At 73.0% G+C, this 24,078-nt stretch carries 17 protein-coding genes and 2 rRNA genes; 4 read left to right on the top strand and 15 right to left on the bottom strand.

The genetic code is table 11. The annotated features are described in order from the left end of the window. Positions 1–28 precede the first annotated feature (28 nt). The 3 genes from HUT16_RS24475 to HUT16_RS24465 form a co-directional block, all read right to left on the bottom strand. Positions 29–1,471 carry an aldehyde dehydrogenase family protein gene (locus HUT16_RS24475; RefSeq protein WP_176190216.1) on the bottom strand — a complete coding sequence of 481 codons (1,443 nt, stop codon included), beginning with the start codon at positions 1,469–1,471 and terminating at the stop codon, positions 29–31. A 127-nt stretch (positions 1,472–1,598) separates the two neighbouring features. After that, positions 1,599–3,164, bottom strand: a complete 1,566-nt coding sequence (locus HUT16_RS24470; protein WP_176190215.1) for a PucR family transcriptional regulator — start codon at positions 3,162–3,164, stop codon at positions 1,599–1,601. A 164-nt stretch (positions 3,165–3,328) separates the two neighbouring features. Further along, positions 3,329–5,344 (bottom strand): ATP-binding protein, encoded by a 2,016-nt coding sequence (locus HUT16_RS24465; RefSeq protein ID WP_176190214.1) that lies wholly within the window; start codon positions 5,342–5,344, stop codon positions 3,329–3,331. A gap of 220 nt (positions 5,345–5,564) precedes the next feature. On the opposite strand from HUT16_RS24465, the gene gabT reads away from it, so the two are divergent. Continuing rightward, the gene (gabT, locus tag HUT16_RS24460) at positions 5,565–6,920 is read left to right on the top strand and encodes a 4-aminobutyrate--2-oxoglutarate transaminase (RefSeq protein WP_176190213.1); all 1,356 of its coding nucleotides are present in this window, start codon (positions 5,565–5,567) and stop codon (positions 6,918–6,920) included. A gap of 364 nt (positions 6,921–7,284) precedes the next feature. Continuing rightward, positions 7,285–7,977: a phosphatase PAP2 family protein gene (locus HUT16_RS24455; protein ID WP_254897970.1), complete on the top strand. Its 693-nt coding sequence runs from the start codon at positions 7,285–7,287 to the stop codon at positions 7,975–7,977. Positions 7,978–8,082: 105 nt separating this feature from the next. Here HUT16_RS24455 and HUT16_RS24450 read toward each other — a convergent pair whose 3' ends face one another. Beyond that, positions 8,083–8,415: a DUF2218 domain-containing protein gene (locus HUT16_RS24450; protein WP_176190211.1), complete on the bottom strand. Its 333-nt coding sequence runs from the start codon at positions 8,413–8,415 to the stop codon at positions 8,083–8,085. A gap of 139 nt (positions 8,416–8,554) precedes the next feature. On the opposite strand from HUT16_RS24450, the gene HUT16_RS24445 reads away from it, so the two are divergent. Next, positions 8,555–9,025, top strand: a complete 471-nt coding sequence (locus HUT16_RS24445) for a MarR family winged helix-turn-helix transcriptional regulator (protein ID WP_176190210.1) — start codon at positions 8,555–8,557, stop codon at positions 9,023–9,025. A 26-nt stretch (positions 9,026–9,051) separates the two neighbouring features. Here HUT16_RS24445 and HUT16_RS24440 read toward each other — a convergent pair whose 3' ends face one another. The 4 genes from HUT16_RS24440 to HUT16_RS24425 form a co-directional block, all read right to left on the bottom strand. After that, a complete protein-coding gene (locus HUT16_RS24440; RefSeq protein ID WP_176192850.1) occupies positions 9,052–9,795 on the bottom strand; it encodes a ZIP family metal transporter in 744 nt (247 codons plus the stop codon). 215 nt (positions 9,796–10,010) lie between these two features. Then, complete coding sequence (locus HUT16_RS24435; RefSeq protein WP_176190209.1) at positions 10,011–10,448, bottom strand: DUF6278 family protein; 438 nt, start codon at positions 10,446–10,448, stop codon at positions 10,011–10,013. A gap of 61 nt (positions 10,449–10,509) precedes the next feature. Continuing rightward, complete coding sequence (locus HUT16_RS24430; RefSeq protein WP_176190208.1) at positions 10,510–12,192, bottom strand: restriction endonuclease; 1,683 nt, start codon at positions 12,190–12,192, stop codon at positions 10,510–10,512. Between the two features lie 195 nt (positions 12,193–12,387). Further along, positions 12,388–12,945, bottom strand: coding sequence for a hypothetical protein (locus HUT16_RS24425; RefSeq protein ID WP_176190207.1), 558 nt, complete (start codon positions 12,943–12,945; stop codon positions 12,388–12,390). Positions 12,946–12,985: 40 nt separating this feature from the next. On the opposite strand from HUT16_RS24425, the gene HUT16_RS24420 reads away from it, so the two are divergent. Then, the gene (locus HUT16_RS24420; protein ID WP_176190206.1) at positions 12,986–13,735 is read left to right on the top strand and encodes a hypothetical protein; all 750 of its coding nucleotides are present in this window, start codon (positions 12,986–12,988) and stop codon (positions 13,733–13,735) included. Positions 13,736–14,145: 410 nt separating this feature from the next. On the opposite strand, the gene HUT16_RS24415 is transcribed toward HUT16_RS24420, so the two are convergent. The 7 genes from HUT16_RS24415 to HUT16_RS24385 form a co-directional block, all read right to left on the bottom strand. Continuing rightward, complete coding sequence (locus tag HUT16_RS24415; protein ID WP_176190205.1) at positions 14,146–14,793, bottom strand: YigZ family protein; 648 nt, start codon at positions 14,791–14,793, stop codon at positions 14,146–14,148. Positions 14,794–14,912: 119 nt separating this feature from the next. Beyond that, entirely contained in the window at positions 14,913–16,196 is a 1,284-nt protein-coding gene (locus HUT16_RS24410; protein ID WP_176190204.1) for an aldolase, read from the bottom strand. Between the two features lie 196 nt (positions 16,197–16,392). Beyond that, positions 16,393–18,102 (bottom strand): DUF2637 domain-containing protein, encoded by a 1,710-nt coding sequence (locus tag HUT16_RS24405; protein ID WP_176190203.1) that lies wholly within the window; start codon positions 18,100–18,102, stop codon positions 16,393–16,395. A gap of 304 nt (positions 18,103–18,406) precedes the next feature. Beyond that, a complete protein-coding gene (locus tag HUT16_RS24400) occupies positions 18,407–19,075 on the bottom strand; it encodes a response regulator transcription factor (protein WP_176190202.1) in 669 nt (222 codons plus the stop codon). Further along, positions 19,027–20,439, bottom strand: a complete 1,413-nt coding sequence (locus tag HUT16_RS24395; protein ID WP_368662710.1) for a sensor histidine kinase — start codon at positions 20,437–20,439, stop codon at positions 19,027–19,029. The genes HUT16_RS24400 and HUT16_RS24395 overlap by 49 nt, the downstream gene beginning before the upstream one ends. 191 nt (positions 20,440–20,630) lie before the next feature. Further along, positions 20,631–20,747 (bottom strand): 5S ribosomal RNA (gene rrf / locus HUT16_RS24390). Between the two features lie 88 nt (positions 20,748–20,835). After that, a 23S ribosomal RNA gene (locus tag HUT16_RS24385) occupies positions 20,836–23,941 on the bottom strand. Positions 23,942–24,078: the final 137 nt, after the last annotated feature.

The following is a 24,078-nucleotide window of genomic DNA, read 5'->3' as shown; positions in this document are numbered from 1 at the left end:
GGGCGGCGGGGGCGGAGCGGGAGGGCGCTCAGAGGTCGAGACCGGTGAGGACCAGCACCTTCTCGAAGGTGAAGTCGTCCATCGCGTAGCGCACGCCCTCGCGGCCCACGCCGGAGTCCTTCACGCCGCCGTAGGGCATCTGGTCGGCCCGGTAGGACGGCGCGTCGCCGATCACCACGCCGCCGACCTCCAGCTCCCGGTGGGCCCGGAAGGCGGTCTGCACGTCGTGCGTGAACACGCCCGCCTGGAGGCCGAACGCCGAGTCGTTGACCGCGGCGAACGCCTCCTCGGTGCCCTCCACCCGGTGCAGCGACAGCACCGGGCCGAACACCTCGGCCCGGGCCAGGATCGCGTCCGCGGGCAGCTCGGCCAGCACGGTCGGAGCGTACGCGGCGCCGTCCCGGCTGCCGCCGATGAGCAGCTCGGCGCCCTTGGCGACGGCGTCCTCGACCCAGGACTCGACGCGCTTCGCGGCGTTCTCGTCCACCAGCGGGCCGACGTCGGTGGCCTCGTCCGACGGGTCGCCGGTGACCTGGGCCTTCACCTTGGCCACGACCTTCTCCACCAGGCGGTCGTAGACGCTCGCGTCGGCGATCACCCGCTGCACCGAGATGCAGGACTGGCCGCCCTGGTAGTTGGCGAACAGCGCGATCCGGCTCGCCGCCCAGTCCAGGTCCGCCTCGGAGTTCCAGTCGGCCAGCACCACGGCCGCGGCGTTGCCGCCGAGCTCCAGGGTGACGTGCTTGCGCGGCACCGAGTCCATGATCTGGTAGCCGACCTTGTCCGAGCCGGTGAACGAGATCACCGGCAGGCGCTCGTCCTGCACCAGGGCGGGCATCTTGGCGTTCTCCACCGGCAGCACGCTCCAGGAGCCGGCCGGCAGGTCGGTCTCGGCCAGGATCTCGCCGAGCACCAGGGCGGACAGCGGGGTGGCCGGGGCGGGCTTGAGGATGATCGGCGCGCCCACCGCGATCGCCGGGGCGACCTTGTGCGCCACCAGGTTCAGCGGGAAGTTGAACGGGGCGATGCCCAGCACCGCGCCGCGCGGGAAGCGCCGCACGATCGCGTACCGGCCGGTGCCGCCCGGGTCGGTGTCCAGCCGCATGGTCTCGCCGTTGGTGCGGCGGGCCTCCTCGGCGGCCCAGCGGAACACCGACACGGCCCGGCCGACCTCGCCGCGCGCCCACTTGATCGGCTTGCCGTTCTCGGCGGTGATCAGCCGGGCGATCTCCTCGGTGCGCTCCGCCAGCCGCTTGGCGACGTGGTCCAGCGCGGTCGCCCGCTGGTGGGCCGGGGTCGCGGCGAACACCGGCACCGCGGCGGCGGCGGCCGCGACGGCCTCCTCCACCTGCGCGTCCGTCGGCACGCCGACCGTCGCCACCAGGCTGCCGTCGTGCGGGTGGCGCACCTCGAACGCCGTCTCGCCGCTCGCCCGCCGCCCGGCCAGCCAGAACTCATGAGTGGTGGTCACGGTCGCACCGGCCCCTTCCCTCGAAAGACTTGTCGCCTTCACGGTAGGGGTCGGCCCGGGGGTTTCCGATTGGACGGACGGGACGAAAGCAGAGGTCCGATTAGGACGCCGCGGAGGACAGGACGGCCTACTCCTCGCCCGACCTGAGCGCCAGCCACAGCTCCATCCGGACGTCGGTGTCGTCCAGCGAGCGGCCGAGCAACTCCTCGACCCGGCGCATCCGGTAGCGCAGGGTGTGCCGGTGCACGCCCAGGTCGGCCGCGGCGGCGTCCCACTGGCCGTGCCGGGAGAGCCAGGCGCGCAGCGAGGCGACCAGGTCGCCGCGGGCGGTGCGGTCGTGCTCGCGCAGCGGGCGCAGCAGGCCCTCGGCGAAGGCGGTGACCGCCTCCTCGCCGAGCAGCGGCAGCAGCGAGCCGGCGCCGACCTCCTCGTGGTCGACGGTGCGGCGGCCGCCGCGCTGGGCCACCGCGAGGGCGCGCTCGGCCTGGGCCTGGGCGGTCCCGGCGTCCTCCAGGGCGGCGGGCGCGGAGACGCCCAGCGACAGGCCCTCGTGCTCCTCGACGGCGCCCAGGCAGGCCCGGTGCACCGAGCCGTTGTCCAGCGCGAGCACCGTCAGGCGCGGCCCGTGCGCGCCGTCCTCCCGGGCCACCAGCAGCTTCTCGCCGACCTTGCCGCCGGCGTTCTCGGCCCGGTCGGCGAGCTCGCCGAGCGCCTCCGCGGCCTCCGGCCCCGGCCCGGCGGCGGCGACCAGCACCCGGACGGTGCCCTCGGGCAGGCCGCCGAACAGCCCGGCGGCGACCTGCCGGGCGGTGCCGACCTCGCCGGCCAGCACCATCCGCAGCAGCGCGGCGCCCATCCGCTCCTCGGCCTGCCGCAGCTCGCGCGAGCGCTCCAGGGTGAGGGTGAGCAGCGCGACGGCAGCGTTCAGCACGTACCGCTCGGTCGGGGTGATCCGGTCCTCGGTGCCGACCGCCAGGAAGCCGCGCGGACGCCGGTCGGCGCCCAGCGACTGGACGACGACGTAGTCCTCGTCCGCGGTGTCGACGGTGCCGGCCCGGCCCTGCAGCGCGGCGCTGGACGGGGCGGGGCGGCGGCGCAGCCGGTCCACCTCGGCGGCCAGCCGGCCGGCCCGCCGGGCCGCCCAGTCGGGGGCCACCGCGGACAGCGCGCCGGAGCCGTCGTACAGCGCCGCCCAGCCGCCCAGCCGGGCCGCCAGCCGGCGCACCACCGCGGTGGTGCCGTCCTTGCCGAGCGCGGCCCGGGTCAGCTCCTCCTGCGCCTCGAAGCTGGTGGTGACGGCCTCGTACTGCTCGGCGGCCAGCGCGGCCGAGACGGTCTTGGAGATCGCGATGAACGGCGTCGCCTCGGGCACCCGCAGCAGCGGCAGCCCGCGCTGGGCGGCGGCCTCCACCAGGGCCTGCGGCACCTCGCTGTGCGAGAGGCCGACGCCCAGGCCGAGGCCGACCACGCCCGCGTCGGCCAGCCGGTGCACGTACGCCTGCAGCCCGGCGGCGCCCCTGCCCAGCTTGATGCCGGTGGTGAGGAGCAGTTCGCCCCCCTCCAGGAACGGGGTGGGGTCGTCCAGCTCACTGGTGTGCACCCAGCGGACGGGTCGTTCCAGGTGGTCCGCGCCGGCCAGCACCGTCAGGTGGAGCGCGCTGGTGCGGACGACGGAGGCGAGAGTGGGGGGCATGGCACCTTCGGTGGTTCGACCTGGACGCGCCGTTGCGACCGGGCGAGTGAGGGATCTCTCCCCATTATGTACGCTCCGGCCAACCCGGAGCGCCGAAATCCGCCGGTCCGTAGCTTCCGTGACCCAACGATGACCGCTCCGCGATCCGCCGCCGCACCGCCCGCTCAGTGCCGCAGGTCGACCAGCAGCGGCGGCACCTGCTCCCCCGTCACCGAGGTCAGCGAGACCACCGCGTGCCCGGACGGCAGCGCGTGCGCCAGGTCGGACGGCGACCAGCGGTGCCGCTCGACGTCCCGGGTGGTGACCGACTCGGTCTGCGCGGTGGTGCCCGACAGCGCCTTGCGCAGCAGCCGCCCGGCGCGGCGAACCGTTCCTCCGGAGGTGTCCGGGACGTGCGTGACCGCGGTCTCCCGGACCAGGTGGGTGCCCCAGGCCTCGGAGAACAGCCGGCCGTCCCAGGGCGCGATGCCCGGGAACGCCATCCGGTTGCCGACCGCGCCGAACAGCGGCGCCCGCAGCGCCTCCGGCAGGTCCGACAGGGTGCGCAGCAGCAGCAGCACGCCGGCGTTGGCGCCGCGCAGCCGCTGGACGCCGCGGATCGCCTGCGCGTCCACGGCGGCGGTCGCGTCGTCCAGCACCATCCCGGCGAACAGCTCGCGGTCCCGGCGGTCGGCGGCGGCCTGGGTGAACTGGCCCAGCAGCAGCCGCGACAGGATCCGGGCGGCCTCCGGGTGGCTGCGCTCGGGCAGCTTCACCCGCACCCGCAGCGGGTGCTCCAGGGCGCGCATCGCGAACGCCGGCTTGGCGTCCGGGCCACCGGAGAACCCGGCCGCCAGCGCGGGCCGGTCCAGCAGCGCCAGCCGGTCGGCGAGCAGCGCGCCCGGGTCGTCGGCCCTGCCGTGCATCCGCTCGCGCTGCTGCAGGTCCGCCTCGAACTCCGACCGGCGGCCCGACGTGCGCAGCCGCTCGCCCAGCTCCGCCCAGCCCTCCGCGTCCCCCGCCAGCAGCGCCCGCAGCGCCCGCACCCCCGGGTAGCCGCCGTACGCCGCCCGGTACGGCCCGACCACCTGCTGCATCGCGGCCCGGGCGCTCTCCGCCCGCGGCGCCAGCTCGTCCGGCAGCAGCGCGTCCGCCAGCCGGGCCGCCGCCTCGTCCGAGTGCGGCGCCGCGCCGTACAGGTCCAGGCCGTACGGGGCGGCCGGGTCGCCGGGGGCGATCACCACGTCGTACCAGTCGTCCGGCCCGAGGTCCGCGTCGGCCGCGCCGACCACCACCGCGCAGGCCGCGCCCGCCAGCGCCTGCAGGCAGAGCGCCTCGGCGACCGGACGGGCCAGCGACACGGTCTTGCCGGTGCCGGCCGGGCCGACCGCCAGCAGCGAGGTGCCCAGCACCCGCGGGTCCAGCGCGAAGCCGGCGTTGCGGTGGGCCACCGGGTTCTTCGGCACGTCCTGCGCGGTGCCCAGCCGCACCTGCCGCACCAGCAGGTCGTGCCGCGCCGCCCGCCCGCCCGGCAGGTCCCGCTGCTCCGACGGGTGCGCGCAGGCCGCCGCGCCCCGGGCCGCCAGCTGCCCGGCGAACTCCTGCCACGCGACCGGGTCGCTCCCCACCGTCCGCCACGCCTGGTGCAGCCGCACGTAGTCCACGTCCCCGACCTGCTCCCCCTCCAACCGGCGCACGGCCTCGCCGACCGGCCGCAGCTCGGCCCACACGTCGACGACGGGGGCCTCCTCGGGGGCGGCGGGGACCTCGGTGACGGTGTGGGAGAGGACGGGGGCGATCCAGCGCCGCCACACCTCGGTCCAGCGGCCCATCCGCCCGAAGACCATCAGCACCATGATGATCAGTGCGGCGTTGACGGCGGCGGCGATCAGCAGGGAGATGACGAAGGAGCCGGGGGCGGTGAGCCCGAGGGTGGTCAGTAGTCCCTGCACCAGGGAGACGCCTTCGAGGTAGACGAAGAGCCCGACCGCCAGGTTCAGCGCCGCCCGCAGCAGCAGCGGCCCCGCCGGGGTCCTGGCCTGTTCGGCGGCCTTGGGGTCGTGCGGGACGTGGTGCTGCCGGTAGATGCCGGGGGCGGCCTCGGGGCGCGGGGCGGTGGCCCAGGTGGGGAGGTGGAAGGGGGCGCGGGGCGGGGGGAGATGGGGGTGGGTGTGCTGGGTTCTCGCGTCGTTCAGTTCCACTTCGGGCCCCTCCTACGTTGCCGGCGGTGCCATACCCGCATCGCCGTCCCACCGACACACCCGGGGGCCAATCTAGTGGAGTGCGCGGGCGCGCAACCGATCTTCGGCCACTGGCCGCGCCGGACAATCGGGGCGTCCCGGTACTACCGAGTGGCGCATGCCCGGGCCGGGCGGCCGGTCGTAGCCTGCGGTTACCGCGTCGAGAACTTGGAGAAGACTGATGAGCGCTGCAACGCCGCTCCCGCAGGAGCGCCGACTGGTCACCGCGATCCCCGGCCCGAAGTCGCAGGAGCTGCAGTCCCGCAAGCTCGGCGCGGTGCCGGCCGGCGTGGGCACCACGCTGCCGGTGTACGTGTCGCGGGCCGGCGGCGGCGTGCTGGAGGACGTGGACGGCAACAGCCTGATCGACTTCGGCTCGGGCATCGCCGTGACGAACGTGGGCAACAGCGCCGCGGCCGTGGTGGCGCGGGCGACCGAGCAGCTGGCCGCGTTCACGCACACCTGTTTCATGGTGACCCCGTACGAGGGCTACGTGGCGGTGGCGGAGCAGCTGAACGAGCTGACCCCGGGCGACCACGAGAAGCGCACCGCGCTGTTCAACTCAGGTGCCGAGGCGGTGGAGAACGCGGTGAAGATCGCCCGCGTCCACACCAAGCGGACCGCCGTGGTGGTGTTCGACCACGGCTACCACGGCCGCACCAACCTGACCATGGGCCTGACGGCGAAGAACATGCCCTACAAGCAGGGCTTCGGCCCGTTCGCGCCGGAGATCCACCGCGTCCCGGTGGCGTACCCGTACCGCTGGCTGACCGGTGCGGAGAACTGCGCCGCCGAGGCCGCCGCGCAGGCGATCGAGATCATCAACAAGCAGATCGGCGCGGAGAACGTCGCGGCGATCATCATCGAGCCGATCCAGGGCGAGGGCGGTTTCATCGAGCCGGCCAAGGGCTTCCTGCCGGCGATCGCGGAGTTCGCGAAGGCGAACGGGATCGTGTTCGTGGCGGACGAGATCCAGACCGGTTTCTGCCGCACCGGCCAGTGGTTCGCGTGCGAGGACGAGGGCGTCGTCCCGGACCTGATCACCACTGCGAAGGGCATCGCCGGCGGTCTGCCGCTGGCGGCCGTGACCGGCCGGGCCGAGATCATGGACGCGGCGCACTCCGGCGGCCTGGGCGGCACCTACGGCGGCAACCCGGTGGCGTGCGCGGCCGCGCTGGGCGCGATCGAGACCATGAAGTCCGAGGACCTGAACGGCAAGGCGCAGCGGATCGGCGAGGTCATGCTGGGCCGGCTGCGCGCGTTGCAGGAGAAGTTCGCCGACTCCGACCGGGTGCGCATCGGCGAGGTCCGCGGCCGCGGCGCGATGATCGCGGTGGAGCTGGTGAAGCCGGGCGGCAAGGAGCCGCACCCGGAGGCGACCGCGGCGATCGCGAAGGCCTGCCACGCGGAGGGCCTGGTGGTGCTGACCGCCGGCACCTACGGCAACGTGCTGCGCTTCCTGCCGCCGCTGGTGATCCCGGAGCACCTGCTGGTCGAGGGCCTGGACATCCTGGAGTCGGCCTTCGCGGGCGTCTGAGCCCGGCTCGGCACGCGGAAAACCCCTGGTGGGCGGCGCGGGGGCCGGACGGGGCGGGTCCCGTCCGGCCCCCGCGCGGGCGGCTGCCGGCCCGGTGGGTGGAGGTTGCCCCGCCGGTGGTGAAGATGCTGTGCACGATGGCGGGTCCGCCGTCGCGGGCCCCGGCTTTGACGTACTGTCATCACAGATGGACAGCGAACAGCACCCACTGCCCACCACCCCGTCCGCCGTCGAGGCGGATGCACCTGACCGATCGACCGGCCGTCCCGCCCACACCCCCCGGGCCGCACGGCGCGGCGATCACCTTGGCCGCCCCGGAGCTCTCCCCCCTGCTCCGGGGCGGCCGATTTTTGCTGTCCTGGCCATGACACTGGCGGTGGTGCTGGCCGCGGTCTCCTGGCAGGTGGCGGTGGACGGGCCGTTGCTGGGGCTCGACACGGCGGTCCGCGACGGGGTGCGGCACCTGCGCCGGGCGATCGGCTCGGCGCTGCTGAACCACCTGGGCGTGGCGCTGTCGGACCTGGGCGGCGGGCTGGTCGCCGTCCCGGTGCTGCTGGCCTGCGCGGGCCTGGCGGCCCGGCTGGCCCGGCGCGGCGGCCGACCGCGCTGGTGGGTGCCGGTGCCGGTCGCGGTGGCGGCCGCGGTGCTGGTCCCGCTGCTGGTGGTGCCCGCGAAGGTCCGGTTCGCCCGGCCGGGCCCGTTCGGGGTGCCGTTGGCCGGGGACCAGTGGGGCTGGTACCCGTCGGGCCACACCGCGACCTCCTCGATCGCGTACGGGACGGCGGCGCTGCTGCTGGCTCGGGTGCTGCCCGTGGCGGCCGGGCGGCGGCTGGGCGCGGCGACCGCGCTGGTGTGCCTGGGGGTGGGGGCGGGCCTGGTGTGGAGCGACTTCCACTGGCTGCTGGACGTGGTGGCCAGCTGGTGCCTGGCCGGCCTGCTGCTGCTCGGGCTGCACCTGCTGCTGCCGCGCCTGCTGCCCGACCGGCCGGACCGGCCGGACCGGCCGGACCTCGCGGGCCGACGCCGCGCCGGTCCGCCGTCCGGCCCGGGCCGCTGACGCTCCCGCAGCACGCGACCGCCGGGCGGTGGCGGGAGCCCGCTCCCCCAGCCTCCCCGCGGCGCGTTCCGCCCGCAGGGCTGCGCGGCTACGGGCGCGGGGCGGTCAGCCCTCCTCGCCGGTGAGGCGCTGGACGGTGCCCGCCGCCCCGCCGTCGCGCTGCCAGGCGACGACCAGCTCGTCGCGGGTGCCGAAGCGGACGAGGTGGCGGCCGACCACGTCCTCCAGCTGGTCGAGGCTCTCCTCGGCGCCCTCGACGGACAGCAGCAGCGCGCCGTCCTCGGCGGCGAGCTCGGCCCGGCCGGCGCCGAAGACGAGCGAGCCGCGGCCGGTCTCCTCCGACCACTCGGCGGGGACCTTGCGGCCCATGTGGGCGGCGAGCTGCTTGGCGTAGCGGGCGGGGCGGTCGGTGCTGACGCGGGCGGTGGAGCGGGCCATGACGGACTCCTCGGATCGAAGGCACGGGGGCACTTAGGCTCGCCTAAGCTACTCGATTGCTGAGCCAAGCTCAACAAGTTATCGAGGCGAGATCGGTCACCCTCCGTACCGGCCCCGACCCGACCGCTAACCTGTGCCCATGACCTCCCCGGGCCCCGCCGACACCGCAGCGGAACTCGCCGACGCGCTGACCAGGGCGATGAAGCGGATCCGCCGACGGACCATGCAGCGGCTGGAGCCGTACGGCCTCACCCCCGCCCAGGGCCGGGCCCTGCGCACCCTCGCGCACGCGCCCGGCTGCGAGAGCGCCGAGACCATGCGGCTGAGCGAGCTCGCCGAGCGCCTGCACATCGCGCCGCGCTCCGCCACCACCGTGGTCGACGCCCTGGAGGAGGCCGGCCTGGTCGCCCGCACCCCCGACCCGGCCGACCGCCGGGCGGTGCGCCTGGTCCTCACCGAGGACGGGCACGGCGCGCTGGAGCGGATCTCCCGGGTCCGGCACGAGGTCGCCCAGGAGTACTTCGGCCCGATCGGCCCCGCCGAACAGGACGCCCTGCTGCGCGCCCTGCGCCGCGCCGAGGAGGCCTACGAGGCCGGCCCCACCCCGTAGCGGTCCCCGGGGTGCCGGCGGCCGCGTCACGCCAGCCCCACCACCAGCCACATGAACCCCACCCCCAGCAGCGTGCAGGCGAGCGTCGCCTTCGACGGGTGCGGGCTGTGCGCCTCGGGCAGGATGTCCGAGGTCGCCAGGTACATCAGGAACCCGCCGAAGAACCCGAGGTAGAGCCCGAGCAGCTGTTCCGGGATGGTGAACAGCAGCGTGATCCCGGCCCCGGTGACGGGCGCGAGCGCGTCGGCGAACAGCAGCGCGACGGCCCGCCGCCGGTCGTTCCCGTAGAGCCGGGTGAGGGTGTACGTGTTGAAGCCGTCCGCGAAGTCGTGCGCGACGACGGCGATGGCGACGACCGTGCCGACCGTCGTCCCGGCCTGGAAGGCGGCGCCGATCGCGAAGCCGTCCATCACGCTGTGCAGGACCAGCGCGGAGGCGGCGGCGATCCCGACGCCCTGCTCGCGCTGCCGCCCGCCGTGGCCCGCCCCGTGGCCGTGACTGTGCGCGTGGCCGTGGCTGTGCGCGGCGTACTCGCCCTCGTGGCCGCGGTGGATGGCGACGGCGCGTTCGACGACGTGGATGGTGAGGAATCCGGCGGCGAACATCAGCAGCGCCTCGGGGACGCCGTGCAGTTCCTGCGGGGCCTGCTCCATCGCCTCGGGCAGCAGGTCGAAGGCGACCACGCCGAGCATCAGGCCGGCCGCGAAGCCGAGGACGAGGTGGCGGCGGTCGCCGGTGCGCTGAGCGACGAATCCGCCGATCAGGGTCATCAGGAAGGCGCCCGCGGCGACCAGCACGGCGGTCAGTTTCGGCCTCCCCGTCGCACGGTGCCGGGGGCCGGACGGCTGTGCTGACCGCTGCCCACGGGCATCCAGTCCGTCCGGCCCGGGCCGGACGGTGCCGGGCCCTGCGACCAGCCTGCGGGAGGCGGCGGCGGCGCGCCGCCCGGGCGGACCGTCGGGGTGACGGGCGCCGCGCGGGGCGCTCAGCCGTCGCCGGCCGCCCGGTAGACCGCGGCGAGCTGCGGGGCGCCCTGCTCGGCCCAGTCCCGGCCGATCGCCGTGGCGTCGAGCTCGAAGCCGGTGCCGAGCACCATCAGGGGGCGGCCGTCGGCGGCGAGCCGCCAGCGGGCGCCGGGCACCCCGCGGCGGATCACCGTGCCGAGGTAGAGGCCCGCGTCGGTGCCGAGCCACTGGGACACCTGCGGGTCGTCGCGCCAGCGCGGCAGCAGCTGGTCGAGGGCGGTCAGCGAGTCGACGGTGTCGTCGAGGCGGACGCCGGCCGACTCGGCGAGCTCGCGCAGCAGCCCGCACTCGGCGTACATCTCGGTCATCGCCAGTTCGCGGTCGTGCTCGGACGCCTGCCGGGTCGTCCGCGCGGCCGCGCGCCGGTCGTCCCGGTGACCGGGGAATCGATTCTCCACTCCCCCAGCCTGACAGCCCGTCGGGCCGCCCGCCGGGCGAACCCGCCGGTTCACACCGACCTCACAGGGTCAGCGGCAGCGCCAGGTGGGTGCGGGCGAGTTCGCGGATGCCGGGGCCGTCCATCAGGTGGATGCGCTGGTGGCGTTCCTCGCCGGTGAGGTCGAGCGCCTCGTCGGTGAACCGGCCGCAGGTCATCCGCAGGCCGCGGTCGGCGCCCTCCTCGCGGACGGCCTCGGCGAGGGTGGCGATCTCCTCGGCGGTGACCGGCCCCGGGCCGCGGGAGGCCCACACCACCCAGCGCCCGGGCAGCCCGCTGCCCGGTTCGCCCTCGGCGGTGGCGACCAGCCCGGCCGGTCCGCGCAGCCGCACGCTCCAGTCCCGCAGCCCGCCCGCGGTCAGGACGGCGCGCACCAGCAGGGCGAACTCGCCGGGCGACAGCTCGCCGAGCGCGGGCACCGCCGAGGAGGCGCTGCCCCAGGGCTGCACGGCCTCGCCCGCGTACGGGTCGGGGGTGATCACGGCGGCCAGCGCGCGCAGCCGCAGCAGCGACTCGTCGTGCTCGGCCTCCGCGTAGACGCCGCCGTCCGCGTCCTCGTCGCCGAGGTGCCCGGTGTCGGGGACGAGCCGGGTGCGGGCCAGCGCGTCGCGGTCGGCGTCGACGCTGAGCAGGCACTGCGGGGGCTGCCCGGGCACCCGCAGCCAGCCGTTGAGGACGACGCCGGACAGCACCTCGTCGGTGTCGACGGCGTCGGCGGCCTGCAGGGCGCGCAGCGCGAGCCGGGCGGCCAGCCGCAGGTAGTCGGTGCGGACGTCGGCGGCGGGGCGGGGCACCGGTTCGATCCCGCCGGCCTCGGTGAGCCGGTGGCCGGAGAGCGCGGGGACGGTGTCCAGCGGCGGCAGGTCGAGGTCGAGGACGGCGGTGCGGGTGAGGGCCCGGAACACCGCGCGGCAGGGGGCCGGCAGGTCCCGGGTGGCGCCCTCGGCGGCGGCCAGGGCGCGTTCCAGCAGCGACTCGACGGCGGCGGGCTCGGCCTGCCGGTAGGCGCGGCGGCACTCCTCCAGGCTGTCGTTGTACTCCTGGACGGCCCGGGCCCGGGCCTGTTCGGCCTCCTCGTGCGCCCGCCGGGCGGCGACGGCGCCGCTGTCGGCGAGTTCGGCCTGCCGGGTGCGCCACTCGCGCAGTGCGCGCTGGTGGCGCAGCCGGGCCTGGGCGAGTTCGCGCTGGTAGCCGGAGTCGAGCAGGCGGCGCGAGCGCGGCTGCTCGGGGTCGGTGTCGGCGGGCTCCGGCGGCGCGAAGTCGGCCCAGGCGGGCTCGGGTTCGGCCGCGGGGCCGGCGTCCGGGAAGGGTTTGGGCTGGTAGCTGCGCAGCTGGCTCTCGAAGTCCATCGCGGAGACCGGCTGGGCGGCCCGGCGCAGCAGGTCGGCCAGGTGCCGGTGCTCGGCCTGGACGGCGAGGGTGCGGTGGTGGGTGAGCGCGGCGGCCCGGCCGTGCGCGGCGACCGGGTCGTCCGCCGCCGGGTCCACCGCCTCGTCCGCCGCCTCGTCCGCCGCCGCGTCCGCCGGGGCGGGCGGTGGTCCGGGCTGCGGCGGCACCACGGGCGGGGCCGGCGCCGCGGCGGGGCCGGGTGCGGTGGCGGGTTCCTCGTCCTCGTCGGCGCCGAGTTCGCGGAACAGCGAGGCGAGGAATCCGGGCTGGAGCACCGTGGTGGTGCCGTCGGTGCTGCCCTCGGCTGGATGCTGCATCGGCGGTGGTTCCCCCTGCTCGTCCGGTCGTCCGGTCGCCCGGCGCACGTCGGCGGGCCGCCGTGGCGGGGCCCGAGCAGCATTGTCCCCCGTCCGGGGCGCGGGGGCGGCCAACACCGGTGGTTTGGCCGACCCTTGACGTCCGTTCGGTACCGTCGGCAGGGGGCGGATGCGCCACCGCCCCCTGCCGGACGGTCAGTTGGTGCGGGTGTTGGTCAGGTGCAGCCCGATGTAGCCGACGTAGATCCGGCCGCTGCCGGAGCAGTCGTCCAGGTAGTGCACCCGGGGGGCGGTGCCGCCGCCGCCGATCCGCAGGTGGGCGCCCATGAACGCGCGGCAGGAGGCGTCGACGGCGGCGGGGACGGGCAGCATCCGCTGGCGCTTCCACTTGCCGTGGCTGGCCACGGTGCGGGACTCGCCGCGGACCGCCTTGCGCGGCGGGAAGCGGTGGCAGCCGGGCGGGGTGTGCTCGCACCACTGCTTGAAGTCGCCGCCGGCCTCGCCGAGGACGGCGGCGGCCGCGTACTCCTGGAGCGCGGTCAGGCCGTCCCAGGTCAGCCGGGCCCAGCCGTCGGCCTCGCTCTGGCCGTCCAGGGCGAGCGTCTCCTTGCTGTCGCCGGTGAACTGCAGCAGCGGGAACTCGCCGAAGCGGTCGACGAGTTCGCCGAAGCTGACGGGGCCGCCGCCGACGCAGCGGGAGCGGCGCGGTTCGCGCGGAGGCTCGATCCGCAGCCGGCAGCGCTCCAGCCGCACCGGCGGGCGCTCGACGACGGCCCGGGGCGCGGCGGGGGCCTTGCGGGCCTCGGGCGGCAGCCACAGCCCGGGACGGCGTCCAGCGGGCGGGCAGCGGCAGGGCGGCCGCGATCCGGCGCGGTTCGCGGGCCAGCAGGGCGGCGGCGCGGCGCGGGTTCTCGTCGATCCGGCCGCGCGGCAGGACGGGGTGGCGGGTGGCGTCGGCCCGGGACGCCGGGTCGACCTCGGGCAGGAAGGTGCGCACCGCGCCGCCGTAGACCTTGTGGTACTCCAGCGCCAGGTTGAACCGGGGCAGCGCGCCGTGCCCGAGCACGTACAGCGAGGCCAGGCCGGGGAGTTGGCGCAGCAGCGGGTCGAGCACCCGGTCCTGCCACTGCTCGACCGGCACGGCGGGCGGCACGCTGGCCACCACGGTGGGCAGCGTCCGCTCCGGGTCGCAGAGCTCGTCGATCAGGCCGTCCAGGTCGGCGGGGGCCAGCAGCCGGGGTGCGACGGTGAGCGGCACGGGGCCCTCGGCGGCGTCGAGCAGCGGCAGCAGGCGGCGGACCAGTTCGGGGACGGGCACCCGGCCGGGCGGGACGGCGGTGGGCCCGGCGGGGAGGTACTCGGCCTCGATCCGCAGCCGGGTCGGGCCGTCGGCGGTGTCGGAGGCCAGGGTGAGGGTCAGTTGGTCGGTACCGGGCTGCACGGCGGGCGTGCGCAGTCTGCGGCGGCTGTAGCGGGCTCGGGGGGCGCGGCCGGGCAGTGGGCCGTCGTCGCGGTCCAGCAGGACCCGGTCGCCGAGCCGTAGTCGTTCGGCGGGCGCCTGCCGTGCGCGGGGCGCGGGCTCCTCGTGGCCTTCGGACTTGAGCCACTCGGCGAGCAGTTGGTCGGCGAGGGCGGCGGTCTCGTGGTGCGGGCGGGGTGTCGCGGCCGTCAGCCGGTACGGCGGCTGGGCGTGGTCGGTGGGCATGCGCGGAACCTCCCGTGGTGCGGTGCTGGGGTCTGCGAGTCCTCCTCCCGGAAGTCGATGGCGAATCGTTGTTCCTGCTACCTAGGAGACGAAACGATCAGGAGCGGAAGTTCCGCATCCGGACCCGTTTCCTTCGATCGGGTGTCATCCGGCGACAACCGGAACACTTCCGGTGCCGCCTCTGCTACCCGCTCGCCCGCGAGGGATGCACGCGTCCCCGGGCTTTCCGCGCGGGAGCTGACCGGGCGTCAGACCTCGACCTCGACGAAGGTCCGCCCCGCCGGGCGGGCCTCGGCCGATCCACCGGTCGCCCCGGCCAGCCAGGCGTGGAACCCGGCCGCGTCCGGCTCGGGGACGCCCACCTCGATCCGCACCCCGTCCGCCAGGTACTCCAGCCCGGCGACCGCGTACCCGGCCGCCCGCAGCTCGTTCTCCAGCCGCCCGGCCCGGGTGTGGTCGACGGCCACCGACAGCAGCGCGACCGGCCGCCGCTCCAGCAGCCCGACGCCGTCCAGCGCCTCGGACACCGCCGCCCCGTACGCCCGCACCAGGCCGCCGGCGCCCAGCTTGATCCCGCCGAAGTAGCGGGTCACCACGGCGGCGGTGTCGGTCACCCCGCGCCGCCGCAGCACCTCCAGCATCGGCACCCCGGCCGTCCCGGCGGGCTCCCCGTCGTCGCTGGAGCGCTCGCGCGGCTGCTCGCCGCCGACCACGAACGCGGTGCAGTTGTGCCGGGCGTCCCAGTACTGCTTGCGGACGGCCGCGATGAACGCCTGCGCCTCCTCCTCGTCGGCGACCCGCGCCAGGTGGCAGATGAACCGGGACTTCTTGATCTCCAGTTCACGGCTGCCGGAGCCCCGGACGGTCAGGTACGGCTTGGGGCTCGGCTCCGCCATGGCGCTGGTGCTCTCCGCTGTCGGTCTCGGCTGTCGGTCTCGGCTGTCGTCCCGTCCCGGCGGCCAGGTGCGCCGCCGGTCCCGCCGTCCAGCCTATGCCCGGCGCCCGGGGCCCCCGTTCAGCGGCCGGCCAGGGCGTCCAGCCGGGCGCGGTCGAGGCCGGTGCGGCCGGTGACCTCGGCGGGGTCGACCGCGCCGCAGTCCAGGCCGCGCAGCAGGTAGCCGCTGAGCGCGCGGGCGGTGGCGGGCTCGTCCATCACGTCGCCGCCGGACTTGGCGACGTACCCGGCGAGCCGGGCGCAGGCCGCGTCCAGGCCCTCGCGGTAGAAGGCGTACACCGCCGCGTACCGGGTCGGCAGGTGGGCCGGGTGCATGTCCCAGCCCTGGTAGTAGGCGCGGGCCAGCGAACGGCGGACCAGGCCGTGGTGCAGCCGCCAGGCGGCGTGCACCTGCTCGGCGGTGCCGGCCGGGACGACGTTGGTGGAGCCGTCGGAGAGCCGGACGCCGGTGCCGGCCGCGGCGACCTGCATCACCGCCTTGGCGTGGTCGGCCACCGGGTGGTCCATGCTCTGGTGGGCGGCGGAGACCCCGCAGGCGGCGCTGTAGTCGAAGGTGCCGTAGTGCAGGCCGGTGGCGCGGCCCTCGGCGGCGTCGATCATCAGGGCGACGGTGGCCCGGCCGTCCGGGCCGAGGATCGCCTGGGTGGTCTCGATCTGGATCTCGAACCCGATCCGCCCGGCGGGCAGTCCGGCCCGCCGCTCGAAGTCCTCCAGCAGCCGCGCCAGCGCGCCGACCTGGGCGGCGTGGGTGACCTTCGGCAGGGTCAGCACCAGCCCGTCCGGCAGCCCGCCCCCGGCCACCAGGGTGCCCAGGAACAGTTCCAGGGTGCGGATGCCGCGGGCCCGGACCGGTGCCTCCATGCACTTGGTCCGGATGCCGACGTACGGCGGGGCGCTGCCGTCGGCGACCGCCGCGGCGACCAGGCGGGCGGCCCGGACGGCCTCGGCGTCCTCCTCGGCGTCGGGGCGCGGGCCGTAGCCGTCCTCGAAGTCGATCCGCAGGTCCTCGACCGGCTCGCGCTCGAGCTTGGCCCGCACCCGGGCGTGCACGTCGGCCAGCAGCGCGTCGTCCGCGACCCCGAGCGCCTCGGCGAGCCGCCCGGGCGTGCCGGCGTGCTCGTCGAACACCGCCAGCGCCTGCGCGCCCCACTCCCGGACGGTGTGCGCCCCGAACGCGTCGGCCGGCACGTACACGGTGTGCACCGGCTGCCGCGAGCCGCTCTCGCCCGGGTAACGGCACGTCAGTTCGGCGTCCACCGGGGTCAGCAGCGCCTCGACGGCCGCCCGGGCGGTGTCCGAGAACGAGACGGGCCGGGCGGCATCGAACTGGGCAGGCTGCGACATCCGGGGGTCCTCCGCTCACCACACGACTTCAACAATTTGTTGATGTGAAGGTAGTGGCGGCGCCGCGGAAGCGTCAATGGCCGCCCGGCCGGAAGAACCGGCGGACGGCCATCGCGTTCCTGTGCTTACCTCCGAACGGCGGGACCGGCCCCCGGCCCGGACCACCCGGCCCGGGACACCGCCGCCCGCTGCCGGGTCACTCCCCCCGGCCGGACTCCATGTACCGCTCCTGGAGGTCCTGCCAGACCTTCTCCACGTCCTTCACCGCGACGCCGCCGTCCGGCCGCGAACCCGGGACGCCGCGCTGGCTCAGGTACTCGGCGAACCGACGCTCGTCGGGCTGCCGCTGGTTCTCCTCCATGTAGCTGACCAGCGCGTCGAAGCACTCGTTGGCGTCCAGCGGCTCGGGAGCGCCCGCGATCGGACGGCGCGCCGGGGCCTCCTGCCCCTCGAACGGCAGCGGCTCCGACTCGGGCGCCATCATCGTCTCCAGCCGCACCGGCCGGCCGGGCACCAGGATCGGCTCCACCCCCGCCGCCACCCCCGCCTCCGTCGGCGCGTGCTGCTGGATGTGCTGCTGGACGTGCTGCTGCGGGTGGGGCGCCGGAGCGTGCCCGCCCGCCGCCGGGTGGTACTCCTCCGGCCGGTACTCCTGCGCGGGGTACCCCTCCGGCCGGTACTCCTCCGGGTGGACGCCCTGCTCGGCGTACGCCTCGGCCTGCGGCGGCTGGTAGCCCGACTGCGGCCCGGCCTCCTCCTCCGGGCCGCTCGGGCGCGGCGCCTTGAACCACGGCGAGGCCTGCCCCGGCACCCGCGCCGTGTGCACCTGGCCCGGCTGCTCCAGGTGCGAGCGCACCGGGCGGGCCGTCCACACGTTCAGCTCCGCGGACGGGTCGATCACCGGCGCGGCCTGCGCCGCCTCGGGGTCCTGCTGGTCGCGCAGCCGCACCGCGGCCAGCTTCGCCAGCGTCGGCACCGCGACCGCCGCCGACACCTGCGGCACCGCCTGGGCCTGCGCCGGGCCCACCGGTGCCTGCACCTGGGCCGTCGGGGCCTGGGCCCGGGCGGCCTGCACGGGCGGCCGGGCCTGCGACCGCGCGTGCGGGCCCGGCGCCCCCAGGGCCGCCGGCCCGGCCGACGAAGCCTGCTGAGCCTGCGTCACCTGACCGCCCCGCACCGCCGGGAGCTCCTGCTCGGACTCCTCCACCGCGCCGCCAGGCACCATCAGCGGACCGTCGATCCGGTCCAGCACCGTCGGGTCCAGCGGGACACCGTACTTCGCCAGCTTCAGTGGCAGCAGCGCCTGGAACGGCGCCGACCGGCGCCAGCCCCGCCCGTACCGGAACCGCAGCTGCGCCCGGTACACCAGCCGGTTCTGCTCCAGCCGCACCGTCTCGTCGTACGAGCGCAGCTCCCAGAGCTTCATCCGCCGCCACAGCCGGAAGGTCGGCACCGGCGACAGCACCCAGCGCATCAGCCGCACCGACTCCATGTGCCGGTCCGCGGTGATCGCCGCGATCCGCCCCACCGCGTGCCGCGAGGCCTCGACCACCACCACGAACAGCACCGGGATCACCGCGTGCATCGCCATGCCCAGCATGTCGCCCCAGGAGGCCGCCGCGTTGAACGCGATCGTCGCCGCGGTCAGCAGCCACGCCGTCTGCCGCAGCAGCGGGAACGGGATCCGCAGCCAGGTCAGCACCAGGTCCAGCGAGAGCAGCACCACGATGCCCGCGTCGACGCCTATCGGGAAGGCGTAGGAGAAGGCGCCGAAGCCCTTCTCCATCGCCAGGTCGCGCACCGAGTTGTACGACCCCGCGAAACCGATGCCCGAGATCACGCACGCGCCGACGGCCACCACACCCAGCAGTGCCCGGTGCGCGCGGGTAAGGGAAGGACGTGCCATTCGTTGATCAACCCCTGGGACTCGGCAGCTGCCGTATACGACCTGTAGCCGCCGAGTACACGTCCCCACCCCGGGGCGCACGCTTCACGTCGTCGCGTCAGGACACGATGACGGTGCACCGTCGACAGACTCGGCCCACCGGATACTACTCGTACGGGCGTTCTCCCCCGCCGCCAGCCCGGGCCACCGCCCCCGATCGCCACCACACCTCCACTGGTCCACACCAATGGCGCGTCCGCACGCAGCGCCGCGCCCGGCACCGCACGCCTCGCCCGGACGTCCGCCGGCCCTCCGGCCTGCCGCTTCAGCCACCCACCGACCGCTCCGCCCCGCCGTTCAGGTACGCCAGCACCGCGAGCACCCGCCGGTTGCCGTCCTCGGTCGGCGCGAGCTCCAACTTCCCGAAGATGTTGGCGATGTGCTTGGCCACCGCGCCGTCGCTGACCGTCAGCCGCGCCGCGATCGCCGAGTTCGAACAGCCCTCCGCCATCAACCCCAGCACCTCCCGCTCCCGCGGCGACAGCCGCTGCAGGGGCTCCGACCCGGCGTTGTGCTGCAGCAGCCGGCCGATCACGTCCGGGTCCATCGCCGTCCCGCCCGCCGCGACCCGCCGCACCGCGTCCACGAACTGGTCCGCGTTGAACACTCGGTCCTTGAGCAGGTACCCCACTCCGCCCGTGCCGTCCGCCAGCAACTCCCGCGCGTACAACTGCTGCACGTGCTGCGACAGCACCAGCACCGGCAGGCCGGGAATCTCCCGGCGCGCCGCCAGCGCCGCCTGGAGCCCCTCGTCCGTCAGCGTCGGCGGCAGCCGGACGTCCACCACCGCCACGTCCGGCCGCTCCGACAGCAGCGCCGCCAGCAGGTCCGGCCCGGTCTCCACCGCCGCCGCGATGGTGAACCCGTGGATCTCCAGCAGCCTGGTCAGCCCCTGGCGGAGGAGGTAGAGGTCCTCGGCGAGGACAACGCGCACGGCAGCTCCATCGTGATCGTGGTCGGCCCGCCCACCGGACTGTCGAGCGAGATCATTCCGTCGAACGTACCCAATCGCTTCTCGATCCCCCGCAGCCCGCCGTCCGCCTCCATCCGCGCACCCCCGTGCCCGTCGTCCGTCACCACCACCCGCAGCCGGCCCGCCCGGTGCAGCACGTCCACCCACGCGTGCCGGGCCCCGGCATGCTTGGCCGCGTTCACCAGCAGCTCGCTCACGCTGAAGTACACCGCCGTCTCCAACGCCGCCTCCGGACGCCCCGGCAGACTCACCGTCACCTCCGTCGGCACCACCGAGGTCAACGCCAACTCGCGCACCGCGTCCGGCAGCCCGCGCTCCGCCAGCACCGGCGGATGGATGCCCCGCACCAGGTCACGCAGTTCCTGGAGCGCCTTCGCCGAAGCCTCCCGCGCCTCCGCCAGCAACTCCAGGGCCGCCGCCTGGTCCGTGGCCATCAGGTGCTCGATCGTCCCCAGCGTCAGCCCGATCGTCACCAGCCGTGCCTGCGCCCCGTCGTGCAGGTCACGCTCGATCCGCCGCAGCTCCGCCGCCTGTGCGTCCACCGCGTCGGCCCGGGTCTCCGTCAGGTGCGCCACCCGCTCGGTCAACTGCGCCCGGCTCTGCTGCGGCCCACCGCCCAGCACCCGGCAGGCGAACGCCCCGTGCATCCGCACCGCCCACGGCATCGCCGCCAGCCCCGCCACCGCCAACACCCCACCGATGAGCCCGGAACACAACAGGTTCACCGGCCGGCTGTCCAGTCCGAAGAAGTGCCGCGAATCCACCGTCGCCGAGGCGGCGAACACCAACCCGCCCCACAGCAGCGCCATCGGCACTCCCAGCAGCACCACAACCCCCGCCGGATTGGCCAGCAGCCACACCCCTTCCCGCTGCACCTGGTGGTCCCGCAACGCCCACCGCGCGAACTGGACCAGCCGTGCCACTCCCTGCCTTCGGTGGTACGACACCCCCGTCCACCAGAACCCACGCGCGTCCTGCTCCAACGCCTCCCGCGTCGAGTACACCACCCCCCACCGCTCACCCGCCTCCCGCTCCACCCGCTGCCGCGTCCACACCGCACCGCGCCGCACGAACCAGTACAGCGTCGACACCCCCGCCACGGCCGCACTCGGCACCTCCGCGTACAACCCCAACGGCCCCTGGTCGAACAACTGCCCCACGGCCAGAGCCGTGAACACCGCCGCGAGCACCGGCATCACCAGACCGGCAGCAGCCGCCACCGCCATCACCACGGCCTGCCCACCGGCCCGCACCGCCACCCGAGCCCGCTCACCCGCCACAGACCTGGCGCCCCCGCCATCGCCGAACCACACTGTCGTTGCCAAAGCCCGCTCCCCGAGAAGTCGAACGCCGTTCCCTGAACGCCCTCAGTCTCTCCCCGGCACCACGGCCGGCACATTGGCCGTGCCACCCGTCTTTGAGGTGGACCTAGCACCACCCCTGGCGGCCGCCTGGGCGGGTCCGGAAATGCAGAAAGGGCCCCAGCCTGACGGCTGGAGCCCTTTCCTGAATGATTGTTCGGCGGCGTCCTACTCTCCCACAGGGTCCCCCCTGCAGTACCATCGGCGCTGTGAGGCTTAGCTTCCGGGTTCGGAATGTAACCGGGCGTTTCCCTCACGCTATGACCACCGAAACACGGTGAAACTTTTCGCCGCCCACCCGCCCGCCGCGGCGGGGGTGGGGGTCGTTGTTTCAGAACAACACAGTGGACGCGAGCAACTGAGGACAAGCCCTCGGCCTATTAGTACCGGTCAACTCCACCCCTCACAGGGCTTCCATATCCGGCCTATCAACCCAGTCGTCTACTGGGAGCCTTACCCTCTCAAGGAGGTGGGAGTGCTCATCTCGAAGCAGGCTTCCCGCTTAGATGCTTTCAGCGGTTATCCCTCCCGAACGTAGCCAACCAGCCATGCCCTTGGCAGGACAACTGGCACACCAGAGGTTCGTCCGTCCCGGTCCTCTCGTACTAGGGACAGCCCTTCTCAACACTCCTACGCGCACAGCGGATAGGGACCGAACTGTCTCACGACGTTCTAAACCCAGCTCGCGTACCGCTTTAATGGGCGAACAGCCCAACCCTTGGGACCTACTCCAGCCCCAGGATGCGACGAGCCGACATCGAGGTGCCAAACCATCCCGTCGATATGGACTCTTGGGGAAGATCAGCCTGTTATCCCCGGGGTACCTTTTATCCGTTGAGCGACGGCGCTTCCACAAGCCACCGCCGGATCACTAGTCCCTACTTTCGTACCTGCTCGACCCGTCAGTCTCACAGTCAAGCTCCCTTGTGCACTTACACTCAACACCTGATTGCCAACCAGGCTGAGGGAACCTTTGGGCGCCTCCGTTACCCTTTAGGAGGCAACCGCCCCAGTTAAACTACCCACCAGACACTGTCCCTGATCCGGATCACGGACCCAGGTTAGACATCCAGCACGACCAGAGTGGTATTTCAACGTCGACTCCACCCGAACTGGCGTCCGGGTCTCACAGTCTCCCACCTATCCTACACAAGCCGAACCGAACACCAATATCAAGCTATAGTAAAGGTCCCGGGGTCTTTCCGTCCTGCTGCGCGAAACGAGCATCTTTACTCGTAATGCAATTTCACCGGGCCTGTGGTTGAGACAGTCGAGAAGTCGTTACGCCATTCGTGCAGGTCGGAACTTACCCGACAAGGAATTTCGCTACCTTAGGATGGTTATAGTTACCACCGCCGTTTACTGGCGCTTAAGTTCTCAGCTTCGCCCGACCGAAGTCGGACTAACCGGTCCCCTTAACGTTCCAGCACCGGGCAGGCGTCAGTCCGTATACATCGCCTTACGGCTTCGCACGGACCTGTGTTTTTAGTAAACAGTCGCTTCTCGCTGGTCTCTGCGGCCACCACCAGCTCGGGGAGAAAATCCCGTCACCAGCAATGGCCCCCCTTCTCCCGAAGTTACGGGGGCATTTTGCCGAGTTCCTTAACCACAGTTCACCCGAACGCCTCGGTATTCTCTACCTGACCACCTGAGTCGGTTTGGGGTACGGGCCGCCATGAAACTCGCTAGAGGCTTTTCTCGACAGCATAGGATCATCCACTTCACCACAATCGGCTCGGCATCAGGTCTCAGACTATGTGCTGCGCGGATTTGCCTACGCAACGTCCTACACCCTTACCCCGGGACTACCACCGCCCGGGCTGGACTACCTTCCTGCGTCACCCCATCGCTCACCTACTACAGGCTCGGACCGGCGGCTCCACCACGTCCCATCGTCCGAAGACTCCGGGCCGGCTTCACGGCCTTAGCATCACCTGGTTCGACGTTGGCGCTTCAAAGCGGGTACGGGAATATCAACCCGTTGTCCATCGACTACGCCTGTCGGCCTCGCCTTAGGTCCCGACTTACCCTGGGCAGATCAGCTTGACCCAGGAACCCTTGGTCAATCGGCGCAAGAGTTTCCCACTCTTGTATCGCTACTCATGCCTGCATTCTCACTCGTGAACCGTCCACAACTCGATTCCTCGGCTGCTTCACCCGGCACACGACGCTCCCCTACCCATCACAGCCTCCGTTGGGAGTATTGCTGCAATGACACGACTTCGGTGGTGTGCTTGAGCCCCGCTACATTGTCGGCGCGGAATCACTTGACCAGTGAGCTATTACGCACTCTTTCAAGGGTGGCTGCTTCTAAGCCAACCTCCTGGTTGTCTCTGCGACTCCACATCCTTTCCCACTTAGCACACGCTTAGGGACCTTAGTCGGTGTTCTGGGCTGTTTCCCTCTCGACCATGGAGCTTATCCCCCACAGTCTCACTGCCGCGCTCTCACTTACCGGCATTCGGAGTTTGGCTAAGGTCAGTAACCCGGTGAGGCCCATCGCCTATCCAGTGCTCTACCTCCGGCAAGAAACACACGACGCTGCACCTAAATGCATTTCGGGGAGAACCAGCTATCACGGAGTTTGATTGGCCTTTCACCCCTAACCACAGGTCATCCCCCAGGTTTTCAACCCTGGTGGGTTCGGTCCTCCACGAAGTCTTACCTCCGCTTCAACCTGCCCATGGCTAGATCACTCCGCTTCGGGTCTTGGGCATGCAACTCGAACGCCCTATTCGGACTCGCTTTCGCTACGGCTACCCCACACGGGTTAACCTCGCTACACACCGCAAACTCGCAGGCTCATTCTTCAAAAGGCACGCAGTCACAGCCCGAAGGCTGCCCCCACGGCTTGTAGGCACACGGTTTCAGGTACTATTTCACTCCGCTCCCGCGGTACTTTTCACCATTCCCTCACGGTACTATCCGCTATCGGTCACCAGGGAATATTTAGGCTTAGCGGGTGGTCCCGCCAGATTCACACGGGATTTCTCGGGCCCCGTGCTACTTGGGAGAAGCTCAAGCGAGCCGTACAGATTTCGTCTACGGGGGTCTTACCCTCTACGCCGGACCTTTCGCATGTCCTTCGACTACCCATACGGTTTCTGACTCGCCCAGCCGCCGGCAGACGACTGAAGAACTTTCCCACAACCCCTCGAGCGCAACCCCTGCCGGGTCTCACACGCTCAAGGTTTGGCCTCATCCGGTTTCGCTCGCCACTACTCCCGGAATCACGGTTGTTTTCTCTTCCTGCGGGTACTGAGATGTTTCACTTCCCCGCGTTCCCTCCACATACCCTATGTGTTCAGGTATGGGTGACAGCCCATGACGACTGCCGGGTTTCCCCATTCGGACACCCCCGGATCAAAGCTCGGTTGACAGCTCCCCGGGGCCTATCGCGGCCTCCCACGTCCTTCATCGGTTCCTGGTGCCAAGGCATCCACCGTGCGCCCTTAAAAACTTGGCCACAGATGCTCGCGTCCACTGTGCAGTTCTCAAACAACGACCAGACACCCACCCTCGGGAGCATGACGCACCCTCAAGTGAAGCCGGCATCCCAGAGACAACGGCAAGCCGTTCCCTCAGGACCCAACAACGTGCCCG

The sequence above is a fragment of the Kitasatospora sp. NA04385 genome, from assembly GCF_013364235.1.
Lineage (GTDB): Bacteria > Actinomycetota > Actinomycetes > Streptomycetales > Streptomycetaceae > Kitasatospora.
The sequence above is the reverse complement of the archived record's forward strand: the minus strand, read 5'-3'. Positions and strand labels throughout refer to the sequence as shown.